The sequence below is a fragment of the Zunongwangia sp. genome, assembly GCF_048269745.1.
Lineage (GTDB): Bacteria > Bacteroidota > Bacteroidia > Flavobacteriales > Flavobacteriaceae > Zunongwangia.
The window spans coordinates 86,283-101,717 of record NZ_JBLXIB010000002.1 but is presented as its reverse complement, the minus strand read 5'-3'; the positions used below and the strand labels follow the sequence as shown (position 1 = coordinate 101,717).

14 protein-coding genes are annotated in these 15,435 nt (G+C 32.2%); 5 read left to right on the top strand and 9 right to left on the bottom strand.

What is annotated here, in order from left to right; genetic code table 11:
- The first annotated feature begins 64 nt into the window (after positions 1-64).
- Positions 65-2,329 (top strand): anion permease, encoded by a 2,265-nt coding sequence (locus tag ACN0WI_RS03235; RefSeq protein ID WP_417885503.1) that lies wholly within the window; start codon positions 65-67, stop codon positions 2,327-2,329.
- Positions 2,330-2,412: 83 nt separating this feature from the next.
- On the opposite strand, the gene ACN0WI_RS03230 is transcribed toward ACN0WI_RS03235, so the two are convergent.
- Entirely contained in the window at positions 2,413-3,351 is a 939-nt protein-coding gene (locus ACN0WI_RS03230) for a NifU family protein (protein ID WP_417885182.1), read from the bottom strand.
- A 102-nt stretch (positions 3,352-3,453) separates the two neighbouring features.
- On the opposite strand from ACN0WI_RS03230, the gene ACN0WI_RS03225 reads away from it, so the two are divergent.
- A complete protein-coding gene (locus ACN0WI_RS03225) occupies positions 3,454-4,470 on the top strand; it encodes a type IX secretion system membrane protein PorP/SprF (RefSeq protein WP_417885181.1) in 1,017 nt (338 codons plus the stop codon).
- On the opposite strand, the gene murI is transcribed toward ACN0WI_RS03225, so the two are convergent.
- The 8 genes from murI to ACN0WI_RS03185 all read right to left on the bottom strand — a co-directional run bounded on the left by murI (position 4,467) and on the right by ACN0WI_RS03185 (position 12,449).
- Positions 4,467-5,255 (bottom strand): glutamate racemase, encoded by a 789-nt coding sequence (gene murI, locus ACN0WI_RS03220; protein ID WP_417885180.1) that lies wholly within the window; start codon positions 5,253-5,255, stop codon positions 4,467-4,469. The genes ACN0WI_RS03225 and murI overlap by 4 nt on opposite strands.
- A 75-nt stretch (positions 5,256-5,330) precedes the next feature.
- Complete coding sequence (locus ACN0WI_RS03215; RefSeq protein ID WP_417885179.1) at positions 5,331-5,843, bottom strand: OmpH family outer membrane protein; 513 nt, start codon at positions 5,841-5,843, stop codon at positions 5,331-5,333.
- Between the two features lie 49 nt (positions 5,844-5,892).
- A complete protein-coding gene (locus ACN0WI_RS03210) occupies positions 5,893-6,615 on the bottom strand; it encodes an OmpH family outer membrane protein (RefSeq protein WP_417885178.1) in 723 nt (240 codons plus the stop codon).
- Positions 6,616-6,714: 99 nt separating this feature from the next.
- On the bottom strand, positions 6,715-9,354 hold the full coding sequence (gene bamA / locus ACN0WI_RS03205; RefSeq protein ID WP_417885177.1) for an outer membrane protein assembly factor BamA: 2,640 nt from the start codon (positions 9,352-9,354) through the stop codon (positions 6,715-6,717).
- A 7-nt stretch (positions 9,355-9,361) separates the two neighbouring features.
- On the bottom strand, positions 9,362-10,102 hold the full coding sequence (locus ACN0WI_RS03200) for an isoprenyl transferase (protein ID WP_417885176.1): 741 nt from the start codon (positions 10,100-10,102) through the stop codon (positions 9,362-9,364).
- 2 nt (positions 10,103-10,104) lie between these two features.
- Positions 10,105-10,809: a DUF6089 family protein gene (locus tag ACN0WI_RS03195; RefSeq protein WP_417885175.1), complete on the bottom strand. Its 705-nt coding sequence runs from the start codon at positions 10,807-10,809 to the stop codon at positions 10,105-10,107.
- A 97-nt stretch (positions 10,810-10,906) separates the two neighbouring features.
- Positions 10,907-11,791, bottom strand: a complete 885-nt coding sequence (locus ACN0WI_RS03190; RefSeq protein ID WP_417885174.1) for an NAD kinase — start codon at positions 11,789-11,791, stop codon at positions 10,907-10,909.
- A 1-nt stretch (position 11,792) separates the two neighbouring features.
- Positions 11,793-12,449, bottom strand: coding sequence for a CBS domain-containing protein (locus tag ACN0WI_RS03185; protein ID WP_417885173.1), 657 nt, complete (start codon positions 12,447-12,449; stop codon positions 11,793-11,795).
- Between the two features lie 91 nt (positions 12,450-12,540).
- Between ACN0WI_RS03185 and ACN0WI_RS03180 the strand changes: the two genes are divergently transcribed.
- The 3 genes from ACN0WI_RS03180 (at position 12,541) to ACN0WI_RS03170 (ending at position 15,422) form a co-directional block, all read left to right on the top strand.
- Positions 12,541-13,257, top strand: a complete 717-nt coding sequence (locus ACN0WI_RS03180; RefSeq protein WP_417885172.1) for a pyridoxine 5'-phosphate synthase — start codon at positions 12,541-12,543, stop codon at positions 13,255-13,257.
- Positions 13,258-13,281: 24 nt separating this feature from the next.
- A complete protein-coding gene (locus tag ACN0WI_RS03175; protein WP_417885171.1) occupies positions 13,282-14,046 on the top strand; it encodes an alpha/beta fold hydrolase in 765 nt (254 codons plus the stop codon).
- Between the two features lie 122 nt (positions 14,047-14,168).
- A complete protein-coding gene (locus ACN0WI_RS03170) occupies positions 14,169-15,422 on the top strand; it encodes an OmpP1/FadL family transporter (protein ID WP_417885502.1) in 1,254 nt (417 codons plus the stop codon).
- The last annotated feature ends 13 nt before the right edge of the window (positions 15,423-15,435 follow it).

The following is a 15,435-nucleotide window of genomic DNA, read 5'->3' as shown; positions in this document are numbered from 1 at the left end:
AACCTTCGGGGAAATAATATGTAATTAAAATTCCAGATTTTTGCTGGTTCAAAATACTGCACTTATGGAAGATGTTTATGTGGTAATGCTAGTAGCTTTATTGGCTTTAGCTATTACTGATTTGGTGGTAGGAGTAAGCAATGATGCCATTAACTTTTTGAATTCTGCCATCGGTTCTAAGGCAGTATCTATGCGAACAATACTTATTGTTGCGAGTATAGGTGTTGGTATTGGAGCTATATTTTCTAGTGGGCTGATGGAAGTTGCTCGAAAAGGGATTTTTCTACCACAACAATTTTATTTTGAAGAGATCATGATTATTTTCATGGCAGTCATGATTACAGATGTACTGCTGCTAGACTTCTTCAATTCTATTGGATTACCAACTTCAACAACTGTTTCTATTGTTTTTGAATTATTAGGAGCGGCGGTTAGTATTGCTGTAATTAAAATCTATAATGATGGTAATAATCTGTCTATTCTTACTGAATATATAAATACCAGTAAAGCAACCGAAATTATTATAGGTATTTTAATGGCTGTAGTAATAGCTTTTCTAGTAGGTTTAATTGTACAATATTTTGCTAGGTTAATTTTTTCTTTTCAGTTTGAGAAAAAAATTAAATATGCAGGTGGTGTTTTTGGAGGACTTTCTCTTACAGCAATTCTATATTTTATTTTGATAAAAGGAATTAAAAGTATTCCTTATTTTTCAGATGGAATTATTGAATATATTAATACCCATACTGTACTAATTATTATAGGATGTTTTGTGCTGTTTACAATTATTAGTCAGTTATTAATTAGCGTATTTAAAGCTAACATTTTACGAATAATAATAGTAATCGGAACATTTGCATTAGCTTTAGCCTTTGCAGGAAATGATTTAGTGAACTTTATAGGTGTACCTATTGCTGCTTGGCAATCTTTTACACTTTGGCAAGATGCTTACGCGGCAACCGGTATATTACCTTCGGAATTTTCAATGTCAGGTTTGAGTGGAAGTGTAGCTACACCTGAGTTTTTATTGATTATTGCAGGAGGAGTTATGATTATTACTTTGTGGTTTAGTAGTAAAGCAAAATCTGTAGTAGATACTAGTGTTAATTTGGCACGTCAAGGCGACGGGGCAGAACGATTTGAACCAAATTGGCTTTCTAGAAAAATTGTACGATATTCTTTAATAGTAAGTAGCTCATTTTCTACATTGGTGCCAAGAGCCGTAAAGCGAAAAATTGATTCTAAATTTGAAAAGCCAGAGCATCATGTTCGCACAAAGCGTTTAGATGCGCCTGCTTTTGATATGGTTAGAGCTTCTGTAAACCTAGTTGTAGCTAGTATTTTGATATCAGTAGGTACTAATTTGAAATTACCATTATCTACTACTTATGTAACATTTATGGTGGCAATGGGTTCTTCTTTGGCCGATCGTGCTTGGGATAGAGAAAGTGCTGTATATCGTGTGGCTGGAGTGTTAAATGTAATAGGTGGATGGTTTGTAACTGCATTAGTAGCATTTAGTGCAGCCGCAATTTTTGGAGCTATCATTTATTATGGAGGAACAATCGCATTAGTGCTATTAATTATTCTAGCTGTAGTATTGGTAGTAAGAAGTGGAATGATACATTCCAAAAAATCTAAAGAAGAAAAACAAAGTAAACGTTATAACCGTACAGATATTATTACTATTAACGAGATAACTACTGAAACTTCAGAAAATATCTCTAGTGTAATTAAAGGTATAAATAAGTTATACACTAAAACTGTAGTAAATTTAGGTTATCATGATCTAGGTAAATTAAAGAAATCTAACAAATCTATTGGTAAGTTAGAAGTTGAGGTAGATGAGTTAAAAGGGAATATATTTTACTTTATTAAATCGTTAGATGAAAACTCTGTAGAAGCCAGTAAATTCTATATACTTATTCTAGATTACTTACAAGATATGGTTCAATCTATTGGTTATATAACTCGAAATAGCTACAATCATGTTCATAACAATCATAAGAATTTAAAGTTTAATCAAATTCGGGACTTAAAGAAAGTAGATGATAAAATGCAAGTGCTTTTTGATGAAATTGAATATACTTTTAATCAACATGAGTTTGGAAAAATAGAGCAAATATTAAATGATAAGCAAGAGTTGCTAGATTATGTTTCAGATTTAATTCAGAAACAGATTAACCGAATTCGAACTTCAGAAACCAGTCCGAAAAACAGCAAATTGTATTTCGGGTTATTACTAGAGACGAGAGATTTAATTACTTCTTCGATGAATTTATTACAATTGTTTCAGGAATTCTATCAAGAAGCAAAACGAACTTTATAGTATTACAGTTTAGTAAATAAAAAGAAACCCGAAATAATTACATTTCGGGTTTCTTTTTATCTATGTATAAGGCAGTTTATATACTAGCCATTAATAGCTTCTACATATTGTACTTTATCGCGAAGCATGTCACGGAGCATAGTTTCAATACCATTTTTAAGTGTCATTGTAGAAGATGGACATCCGCTACAAGCTCCTTGTAATATTACTTTTACAGTTTTATTTTCTTCGTTATAAGAATCAAATAAAATGTTACCACCATCGCTTGCAACAGCCGGTTTAATATATTCTTCTAGGATTGCTACAACTTGTTGAGAAGTATCGTCTAAATCTTCTATTTTCACTTTAGATGCTGGATTAGTACTTTCTTTAAGAGTAGCGTTTTTAGAATTGCTATCTACAGATGTAGTTATTGCATCATCAGTAAGTACAGTTTTACCATCTTCTAAATACGTTCTGATAAACTCTCTAAGTTCTAATACAATTTCTTGCCATTCAGCAATATCATATTTATTGATGCTAACATAATTTTCTGTAAAAAAGACTTCTTTTACAAAAGGAAAATGAAATAATTGTTGTGCCAAAGGAGAGTCTTTAGCTTCATCAATATTTTTAAATTCAGCAGGATTAAGTACTAATTTTCTATTAGCAACAAATTTCATAACCGAAGGATTTGGAGTGCTTTCAGCATAAACCGTTACTGGTACTTTCTGATTTTCTTTTACTTCTTCTTTAATGACCACACCACCTTTGTTAAGGTAGCTTTCAACTTGCTCTGCAACTTCGTTTTCTATATCTGCCCATTCTACAATATCATATTTCTCAACAGCAATAAAATTCTGTGAGATATAGACAGTTTTTACAAATGGTAAGTAAAATAATTGTTGAGCAATTGGAGATTTTGAAGCCTCATCGATATTTTTAAATTCAAAATTTTCATGTTTAGTGAGAAATTTATTTGCTTCAAATTTTACAATTTCAGGCTGTGTAGTATGTTGTATATTAATTGTATATCGTTCCATTTTCTAATTTTTGGTCAAAAATACTAAACTAAGTTAGCTAATTCATATATTTAATGATTGAATATTATGTTTAATTCCATTACAGGATAATTCTCGTTTCAATTGACTTTAAAAAAAGCAAAATCGAAATACCACATTATTTTAATAGTGCTATTTTCTATGTATAATGTGTATACTATTAGTGCACAAGAATTAATGCCCAATTATTCGGATTATCTAACTGATAATCTGTATTTATTATACCCCTCCATGGCTGGTGCAGCTAATTATAATCAGGTTCGATTAACAGCTAGACGCCAATGGTTAGACGTTGCCGATGCGCCAAACTTACAAACTATAAGCGCTAATGGTAAAATTGGAGACCGAGTAGGGATAGGTGGAATATTTTTTAGAGATGAAAATGGATATACCTCAAAACTGGCAGTTTATGGTACTTTTGCTTATCATTTAATGTTTTCTCGTGATAATATAGATTTAAACCAGTTGTCATTTGGAATTAATGTAGGGCTTATTCAAAAACGGTTAGATGAAAGTGAGTTTGTTGAATTCGATCCTATTTTTGGTAACCAAAAAAATAATGAGGTTTTTGCAAATATCGATGTAGGTTTATCGTATTATTATTTAGATTTTTATGCGCATATAGCTGCTAAAAATCTATTAAATGTGTATGAAGATATATCTAGTCCGTTAGCATTACCAACTAATCAACGTAAATATTTAGCTAGTTTGGGTTATGTGTTTAGCTTAGAAAACGATTGGTCATTAGAGCCTTCAACGTTGTTTCAGTATTTAGATTTTTTATCACAATCAACTTTAGATGTTAATTTAAAAACGTATAAGAAACTCGATTTTGGTAAAATTTGGGGAGGTTTTTCTTATCGATATAGCTTCGACTCTCTAAAAAATTCAATATCGGGTGTGTCAGAATCTTCTAGAAATCTTCAGTATTTAACACCTTTTGTAGGAATTACTTATAAGCAATTTTTAGTAGGATATACGTATAGCAATCAATTAAACTCAATGGTTATTAGCAATAGCGGTTTTCATCAAATAACTTTAGGATACAACTTCGGTAAAAATCGACAACGTTATGATTGTGAATGCCCAGCAATTAATTAAAAATCTAAATAATCAATCGAAGCTTTTTTAGCTTTTATAAAATATTCTAATACTTCTGGGGATTTATTGCTGAAGAATAAATGAGACGTTTGTTGCAGTTCAGTATTCGTACTGAATAATTTTTTCTTTTGAAGAATAGTTTTTGTTTGTCTAGCTACAGCTTCTCCTGAATCGATAATCGTTGTATTGGGAAGTAATTTTTGAAGTATTGGAATTAGGTAAGGGTAGTGGCTACAACCAAGTACTAAATAATCAATATTTTTTTTGTCGAATTGTGAAATTAACTTTTGAAGTAAATTGTATAGTTCTTGACTTTCAATTCTTCCGCTTTCAATAAGTTCTACGAGTCCATTTCCTTCCACTTCTGTAACTTGTAATCCAATTGTGTAATCTTTAGAAGTTTTGCTAAATAAAGCGCTACTGAGTGTCCCTTTTGTAGCTAAGATTCCAATGTTTTTTGTTTTTGAAAGTAGTGCAGCCGGTTTTATTGCTGGTTCTATACCAATAAAAGGTACATTGTATTCATTACGCAGTTCGGTAATAGCATTAGTGGTTGCTGTGTTGCAGGCAACTATAATTAGTTTGGCTCCAAGCTCAAGTAACTTTTCAGTGTTTTTACGACTTAATGCAATTATTTCATTTTTACTTTTTATACCATACGGAGCATTTTTACTATCTGCTAGGTAGATGGTATCTTCAGACGGAAGTAGTGTTTTTACTTCTCTCCAGATGGAAGTCCCGCCAATGCCTGAATCAAAAATTCCTATTGAGCCTGTGTTATTCATAATAGTCTAAAATTAAAAAACTGCACAATATTGCGCAGTTTTTTAAATAGCTTTAACTAAATAATTCTTTCGATATTAAATACCTAATTCTTTTTTAACGTCAGGCATTAAATCGTACCCATCAGCCATTATTACACCAGCTCCTGTAGTAGAATCTAATACATAGTCATATCCTTTTGCACGAGCTACTTTTTGAATAGCATTACGAGCTTTTTCTAAAATAGGACGAATTAAGTCTTGTTGTTTTTTCTGGATATCTTGGCTTGCCTTTTGGCTATGCTCTTGAATTCTTCTTTGTGCACCTTGTAATTCTTGAGAACGTTTTGCGTTTTCTTCATCAGTTACTGTTTCAGCTTCAGCTTCGTAACGTTTAAGAGTTTGTTGTGCTTCGTTCATCATATCTTTAATCTCAGCATCGTATGTATTACGTAGCTTATCTAATTGAGCCATAGCATCTTTATAAGCAGGCATCGTTTCAATTAGTTCTTGTGTTGCGATATGAGCAACTTTACTGTTTTGTGCATTTGTTAGCGTGGTAACTCCTAAAGTTAGCATTAACGCTATAAATAGTGATCTAAATTGTTTCATTTTTTTCTTAGTTATTAAGTGTTAAAGTATTATTTATTATTATTTTCTGCTATTGGTTATTCCGAGCAGCATTTATACTATCTTTTCTTTGTTGTCTTTCTTCTAAAATACGTGCTCTTCTTACTTCAAATTCAGCTTTTCGAGCTTCTCTAACAGAATCAATTTTTCTACGTCTTTCTTCAATGTATAGTTGGCGTTCAGTTTTTAAAGAATCGGCACGTTGGTATCTTTCATCGATAACCTTATCTTGTTCTGCTGTTCTATTTTCTTCTTTTCTTAATTCAATTAAATCTTTGCGTTCCTCAATTTGTTTTCTATTAGCAGTACGTTTTATAATTCGTAATACTTGTTCGCTCACATCAAAATTAGATTTGGCATAAACCATACCAATTTCTGAAGTTCGATCAAAAATAATATCAATTTTACGATTTTCAGCAATTTCTTCTACAGCATTATATACTTGATCTTGTACTGGACGGACTAATTGTTTTTTCTGAATAATGTAATCACCATCAGGTCCAAATCGTTTTTGTTGATAATCTAATAACTGGTCTTGCAGGTAAGTAATATCATCTTCTCGTTCCTCAATTAATTCTTTTGTTAATAAAGGTCGCTCATTTTCAAGTTCCTGCTTAAGTTGGTCGATTTTATTTTGTTTCTCGTTTATTTCTGAACGCCAAGTTTGAACTTTATTTTCTAATTGACCTGATGCTTGTTGATATTCTGGTACATTTTTAAGAATGTAATCCATATCAATATAAGCGATATTCATACCACGTTGAGCCCAACTTTGCAGTGGGATTATAAAAAGTAATACAATCAGTTTATAATTTTTCATTTGGCATCGAATATAGAAATTATCCCAATATTATTAAAATTGTTGTCCAATAATAAAGTGTGTTTCCCATCCGTGAGCTCCACCAGATTCTCCTGGGATAGGATCGAATCCGTATCCAAAATCGATACCTAATAAACCAAAGGCTGGCATAAAAATACGTAGACCTGCACCGGCAGAACGATTTAATTGGAAAGGATTATAATCTTTAAAATCATCGTAAGTAGCACCACCTTCTATAAATGTTAACGCATATATCGAGGCAGATGGTTTTAATGTTATTGGGAAACGAAGTTCTAATGAAAATTTATTATAAATAGTAGCACCATCATCATTAGAAGCTTGGCTTAATGAAGTTCTATCTAAAGGTGTAAGTGAGTTATTTGGATAACCTCTTAGTCGAATGGTTTCACGACCATCTAAACTATAGGATCCTAAACCATCTCCACCTAAGTAAAAACGTTCGAAAGGAGGAATACCACGATCGTTATTATATGCTCCTAAATATCCAAATTCAGCATTTGTTCGAAGTACTAAATTTTTACTTTGTCCGAAGTTTGCTAGTGTAGTGTACCAGTCTCCGTTAAACTTAACTTTATAAAATTCTAACCATTTGTATTTTTCTTGATCTATTTTGGATTGATCACCAACTGCATTCTGAGGGAGTACTCGATTACCGTTTCTATCGATAAGTTTTCCGTCTTCATTCTCTAACTGAAACTCTCGTTTGTTGGCTAAACTATTATAATCTGTACCATTCCATAGTGAATATGGAGGAGTTAATTTTGCTGTTAAACTAAATAGCGAACCAACTGTTGGGAAAATCTGGTTAACTCCACGATTATCACGTGTTATACCAAATGTATATGAGAAGTTGTTAGAGAATCCATTCCCATAAGTAAACAATCCGGTGTTATAGTTATTTAAATCGTAACGTTGGAAACCAACAGTGTGAGAAACGGTTAAATAAGGATCTGGAGTTGTTAATCGTTTAGCAAGACCTACTGAAATTCCAAGGATATCGAAACTCTTGTCTTTATTAGCTTTTCTTCTTCTATAATCATATAGAAATTGTCTAGTGTATGAGAATGAAGTAGAAAATTGTACCGGTTTTTTACCTCCTAGCCAAGGTTCCATAAAAGAAAGACTGTAGGTTTGATAATAGGTACTAGCCTGAGCACGTAACGATAAACGCTGTCCGTCTCCCATTGGTACCGGTTTATATGCATCTTTATCAAATAATCCTTCTATAGAGAAGTTGTTAAAAGATAATCCTAACGTACCGATGAAGCCACCACCACCGTAACCACCTTGCAGTTCTATTTGACTGGCACCAGACTCAACTACATTATATTCTAAAGATAAGGTTCCTGTTTGCGGATCTGGATCTACAAACTCAGGACTAAGTTGCTCTGCATCAAAAAATCCTAAAGCGCCTAATTCACGAACAGTAGAAACTACATCTTGTTGGTTGTATTTTTGGCCCGGTTTTGTTAGTAATTGTCGGTAAATAACATGATCCTTCGTTCTGTTATTCCCTACTATTCGAATTTCGTCAAAATAAGCCTCTTTACCTTCAGTAATTCGTAATTCAAAATCGATTGTATCGTTGTATACATTTGTCTCTACTAAGTTAAACATAGAGAATAAATATCCATTATTTTTATATATAGAAGAAACATTAAATGCATTAGGATCTTGAGGATCTTCAATACGCTCGTTTAAAAGAACTCCGTTGTAAGTATCTCCTTTTTTTATCCCAAGTACACGGTGTAAATAATCATCAGTATATACTGAATTTCCTACAAAATCAATATCTCCGATATAATATTTATCTCCTTCAGCTATTTCTAATTTTAGAGCAATATTTTTTTTATCTATTTTAATTAAAGTATCAGATAGAAGACGAGCATCTCTATACCCTTTTTCTTTATACTTGTTTACTAATTTTTCTTTGTCTTCTGCATAATCTTCTCTATTGAATTTAGAGCGTTTCCAGAATCGATAAAAGCGCTTTTCTTTAGTGTTTTTTAAAGCTTTTCGCAATTTACCGTCAGAAAGTTTTTCATTCCCAATAAACTCAATGTCTTTAATTTTAACACGATCACCTTTATCAACATTCACCACCATATTTACTTGGTTGGCTTTAGCAGTATCTTTAACAGGAATAGTGTTTATAGCTACTTTAGTATTAAAATAGCCATCTTTTTTATATTTATTTTCAATATAATTTTTGGTAGTAGTGATGACGTTTTCTGTCACTTTTAAACCTGGTTTCAACTTATTCTCTTCAATAAGCTCTTCCTTTTTCCGTTTTTTCTTAACCCCTTTGATACGAATTTCAGCTAATTGTGGAACTTCTTTTATTTCTAATTCAAGATCCGCTACATTACCATTTACGTTAGTAATATAAAAATTGATATCGCTAAATAAATCTAAATCCCATAATTTTTTGATTACGTTACTTAGTCGTTCTCCGGGAATATAAAGTTCATCTCCTTTTTTTAATCGAGTGAACGATATTACTGTTTGTTCGTTAAAACTAGTAGTGCCGGTTACTTTTATATCACCAATGGTGTACTTTTTTCCATTTCCGATAGCAATATCTTGTTGTGCCAGTGCAGAAATGCTAAAAGCAAAACTTAAAATAATGAATGTAAATAGTTTTTTCGTCATATATGAACTAACTAAGTTGTTCGCTTGTTTTTCCAAATCTTCGTTCTCTGTTTTGATAATTGTAAATAGCTTCAAATAAGTCATTTTTTCTGAAATCCGGCCAAAGTACTTTAGTAAAATATAATTCCGCATAAGCGATTTGCCATAGCAAAAAATTACTTATTCTTTGTTCGCCACTTGTTCTAATTACTAAATCTACATCCGGCATCGAATTTGTGTATAATGCCTGATTTATAGATTCTTCATTAATCTCATTAGCCTTTAACGTGCCATTTTCAATATTATTGGCTATTTTTTTAAATGCAGACGTTAATTCTTCCCTTGCTCCGTAGTTTAGCGCCAATATTAACGTCATTCGAGTATTATTTTTAGTTTTTTCAATAACATCTAATAATTCTCTTTTGGCTTTATTGGGTAATGTTTCAATATTTCCGATAGCTGTTAATCGGATATTATTATTTTGTAGTGTTTTAATTTCTTTCTTTAAAGACGACACTAATATTTTCATTAAAGTGTCTACTTCTAATTTAGGACGGTTCCAATTTTCAGTAGAAAAAGCGTAAAGCGTTAAGTAAGAAACACCAATTTTAGCGGCAGATTCTACTGTTTCTTTTACTGATTTTACGCCTTCATTATGCCCCATGGTTCTTAAAAAACCTTTCGATTTTGCCCAACGACCATTACCATCCATAATAATCGCAATATGGGACGGTAGTTTTTTTAAGTTTATTTGGTTTTCAAAATTCATTCTTAAAATCTAAAATAACAAGGTTTTCTACCAAAGGTTACCGTAAATGTAAGCCCGGTAAATACATACCAATCGTTTCTACCTGAGTTACCAAATGTTGTTACAGAGTCTAATTTACCAGTAAATTCTTCGGGATTACTTCCGTCTAAATTATCAGTAAAAGTATATCGAGCACCAATTTCAAGCCCTCCGATTAAATGTTTACTAAGGCTCGTTTTCCATCCGATAACTAAAGGAATTGCGAAATTCCAATTTTTTTCATTAGCTTTTTGTAACGGACCTGTTCGCGTATTTCCTAAGCTAATATGGTCTGCCATAAAATACGTAACACCAGTGTAAAGGTATGGTGTATTTTGTGGGCTTTGTTTATTTAAATCGAAATCCCAAAAATTAAATTCCAGTCCTAAAGATGCTTCAGCAATAGTATTTGAGAAAGAATACCCTCTTTCTTTCCTACGATTATCATCGCTATCTAAATCATTAGCTTTTATTTTCCCGACTAATAGGGAGAATCTAAATGCATGTCTAGTGCTGCGGTTCCATTTAAAAACACCACCTGCAACTAACGAGTTAGGGTTTATATAATTAGTTTTACCCACATCGCCTATGTAGTTAGCGCCGCCAATAAAAGGCCCTACCTCGTAGGTTTGGGAATGTAAATTGGCACACGTTATTAACATTGAAATAAAAGCTATTAGATAGCGCATAGGTTCTTAAAAGTTTGCAAATATAACAATTATGTTTGGCTTGCAATAATTTGAGTACATTAGTATTACTTTAACAATTATAATTTATAAATATTTCCTAATTACGTTTGTCTTCACCCCAAAGCAATTTTTTTCGTAAAGTTTGTAAAAAACTATTATCGTTGAGTTCTACTAAATTAATAGCGTAAGGAGCTTTTGTAATAATAATTTCGGTATCGTTTGGTAAACTTGCTAATCGAGAATCCATCGATAATAGGTGGGAATCTTCTCGTCCACTCACTTTTAACGTAATTTTTGTATCGTCTTTAATAACTAGCGGTCTTGCATTTAAGTTATGTGGAGCTATAGGTGTTATTACTAAAGAATCTGCATCTGGCGTTATTACAGGGCCACCACTGCTAAGCGAGTAGCCTGTGGACCCTGTTGGTGTAGAAATTATCAATCCATCTGCCCAATATGAAGTTAAATATTTATCATTCAGCCAAGTGTCTACCGTAATCATCGACGTGGTATTTTTTCGACTTACAGCAATTTCATTAAGGGCTACGTTATCAAATATTTCATTATCAAAATGCGGTTTTGTTTCTACTTGTAAAACCGCTCTAGGCGATATGCTGAAATCTTTTTTTAAAATAGTATGTATAGTATCGCCAATTTGTTCTTTCTGAATTGTAGACAGAAATCCCAAACGGCCGGTATTAATGCCTATAATAGGTATATCTAAATTCTTTGCATAATTTATAGATTTTAATATGGTTCCATCTCCACCAATGGTGAAAAATAAATCGAAAGTTGGGTCCAAACATTTAAAAGTATCGAGATCTTCATATTCTCCCTTTATACTTTTGTTTCGATTAATGAGACCTAAAAAATCTTCTTCAATAACAATATCAACCTGTTCTTCTTTTAGAAGTTCTAAAAGCTGATTAATATACTGTTCTGCGTTTTCGTGATAAAACTGGCCGTAAATGCCTATTTTCATATTAAATATTTAAGTATTTATCCAGATACTTAGATCGGTCTTTTAAATTTTTATTATAGCTGTCTTCCTCATGTTTAGAAAGAACATGATAGCCATATCTTCTTAATGTCTGAATAAGTTCATTTATACTACTAGGACTTATTTTAATTGTTATTTGAGCTAAATCATTCTCAACTTTCGATACAAATAATCCCAGCAAATGTAGATTACTAGATTCGACAATTTGGCTTATTTCACTTAATGAATAATCTTGAAATCCTTTTTCAATAACCAAAATATTACCCGGTTCATTTAAAAAAGGAGTTTCATTAAATAAACTGATTATTTCAGAAAGCTCTACATATCCTAGATATTCATTATCGGTATTTAAAACCGGTAAAATATTAGTGTTATTTTGAGCAAATGCTTCTAGAATATCTAGCCAATAATCGGTTTGTCTTACAAAAAAACCTTCTAATGCATATTGGTAATCTACTATGCTTTTTTTTGCGTCAAAACAACGAATGTCATTTTCAGAAATACAACCCATGTACACTCCATCTTTTTCCACGGGTAAATGCGAATAGGTTAATTGATTAAAATCATTCTGCAAATCCCCAATTTTATCAGAAATATCACGGATAGTTACATCGTTAAGTATATAGTCTTCAGTACTCATAAATCTTACGTCATTTCATTGCAAATTAATTAAAATAATATTCAAATCCGCACCTTGATCTTTGTATTTTTGTTATGCAAAAAAATGAATTATGACTAAATTAAGCGTAAACATCAATAAAATTGCTACTTTGCGAAATGCAAGAGGCGGAAATATCCCAAATATTGTACAAGCTGCTAGAGATATTGAACGCTTTGGTGGGCAAGGAATAACAGTACACCCAAGGCCAGATGAGCGGCACATTAAATATCAAGATGTAAAAGATCTAAGTCCTGTACTGGAAACAGAATTTAATATTGAAGGAAACCCGATTACTAAGTTTATTAATTTGGTTCTAGAGGTAAAACCAGCTCAAGTAACCTTAGTCCCAGATGCAGAAGATGCAATAACTAGCAATGCAGGCTGGGATACTATTGCGTATAAAGAATTGCTGACAGAAATTATTTCTGAATTTAAATCTCAAGGTATTCGAACCTCTATATTTGTTGATCCTGTTGAAAAAATGATTGAAGGTGCAAAAGTAGCAGGAGCAGATCGGATTGAATTATATACTGAAGATTTTGCAAGAAAATATGAAGCAGGAGATCGAGAAGCTGCAGCAGCACCTTACGCAAAAGCAGCAACTTTAGCTCATAATATAGGATTAGAAATAAATGCAGGACACGATTTATCTTTGGATAATATTCAATATTTTAAAGAAAATGTACCACATGTAGCCGAAGTTTCAATAGGCCATGCTTTAATTGCAGAGTCTCTTTATTTAGGTATGGAGGAAACTATAAAAAGATACCTTAACTTTCTAAAATAATCAGTCAATTTTTAAAAAGAAGCTATGAAATTACATGTTAATACTATTGGGCAGGGCAGGCCATTTGTTATACTTCACGGATTTTTAGGAATGGGGGATAACTGGAAAACCTTAGGTAAAATGTTTTCCGATGAAGGTTATGAAGTACACCTTTTAGATCAGCGAAATCATGGTAAAAGTCCGCATTCGGATGAGTTTAATTATCAGTTACTAGTTGAAGATTTAAAAGAATATTGTTCAGAAAATAATTTGAAACATATTGTGCTATTAGGACATTCAATGGGTGGTAAAACAGCCATGTTGGCAGCTACATTATATCCAGATTTAATCGATAAATTGATTATTGTAGATATAGCACCAAAATATTATGAACCTCATCACCAACAGATCTTAAAAGGATTAACACTTTTAGATGAAGCAGATCTTTCTTCAAGAAGAGAAGCAGAATCTTTAATGGCAGACTATGTGCCTGATAAACCTACACAGCTATTTTTATTAAAAAATTTACAGAGAGATGGTAAAGAGAATTTTAAACTGAAGATAAATTTACCAGCTTTAAAATCGAATATTGATAATATAGGTGAAGGTTTATCAGAAGAAAAAAGCTATGATGGAGCAACTCTATTTATAAAAGGAGGTAAGTCAGGTTATATTAAACTCCCTGAAGATGAAGCTTTAATAAAAAAACATTTTCCAAATAGTGAAATAGTACCAATAGATGGTGCTGGACACTGGGTTCATGCAGAAAATCAGAAAGAATTTTTTAAACAAGTAATGCGTTTTATTTAAAAAAAATACAGTAAAATTAATTATAGTTAAAAAATATATGTATTTTGTTGCATAATTCTTATTCTTGTGTATTTTTGTACAATTTACCTAATATTTTAAAGTAATTAATTTTATAGCGAATGATAAAAAAACTAGTAAGTTTGATTCTTTTTGGCCTCCTGAGTTTACAAATATTTGCAGGTGGTTATCGAGTAGGGTTACAAGGTCAACGCCGGTTAGCTATGGGGCATGCGGGTGTTGCTGTAGTAGATAATGCAGAATTAGCATTTTTTAATCCAGCCGGCTTAGTTTATTTAGAAGATAAAATAAATATTGCCTTCGGAGCAAGTGCTGTATTTTCTGATGTGGTGTGGCAAAATAGCGAATTTGGAGAAATGGCTAGAACCGATAGTCCAGTGGGAACTCCATTTTATGTATATGCTTCTTATAAAGTTTCTGATTGGTTAAGTGTAGGTCTTGCTGCTTATACGCCTTACGGTAGTTCCGTAGAATGGCCAAACGACTGGAGTGGTTCGCATTTAGTAAATAATATTGATTTGCAAGCTATTTATGTTCAAGCTCTAGCTTCCATAAAAATATCAGATAAACTAAGTGTTGGAGGTGGACCAATTTATGTAAACGGAAGTGTAGATTTTAATAGAAACTTAAACAGAACACTTTCAAATTTAGAAGGAAATAGGGCTAATGTTACTGTTAAGGCTTCGGGAGTTCATTCTTGGGGATGGTCAGTTTCTGCAATGTATAATCCAATTGATAAATTACGTTTAGGGATAAACTACCGTTCAGAAATTATGGTAGAAGCTGAAAGTGGAGATGCAGTTTTTAGTAATGTTCCTAATTCTAGTTTAACACCTCCGTTTGAAAATACTAAATTTGATGCATCTTTACCATTGCCTGCAGAACTTTCTGTGGGTCTTTCTTATGAAATATCAGATAAATGGTTAGTAGCTTTCGATTACAATCGAACATACTGGGATGTATACCAATCTTTAGATATCGATTTTGCAAAAGCAGGTATACCAGATTCTAAAAATCCACGAAATTATAAAAACTCTTCAGTATATCGTTTTGGGGCTCAGTATGTAGCTAATGATATGTTTACACTAAGAGCAGGTTACTATTTTGATGAGTCTCCGGTTCAAGAGGGATATTTTGCTCCAGAAACGCCTCGTAATGATGCACATGGATTTACAGCAGGATTGTCGGTAAATATTAATAAAAATATTGCGATAGATGCTTCTGTTTTATATAGTAGATTTGAAGAAGTTGATGCTTCTTACGATTATTATTCTGAAAATGGCCAAAGTGTTTCTTTCGAAGGAACCTACAAAACCTCTGCTTTTGTTCCAGGGCTTGGTGTGACATTCAAAATTTAAACTTACAGGAAAT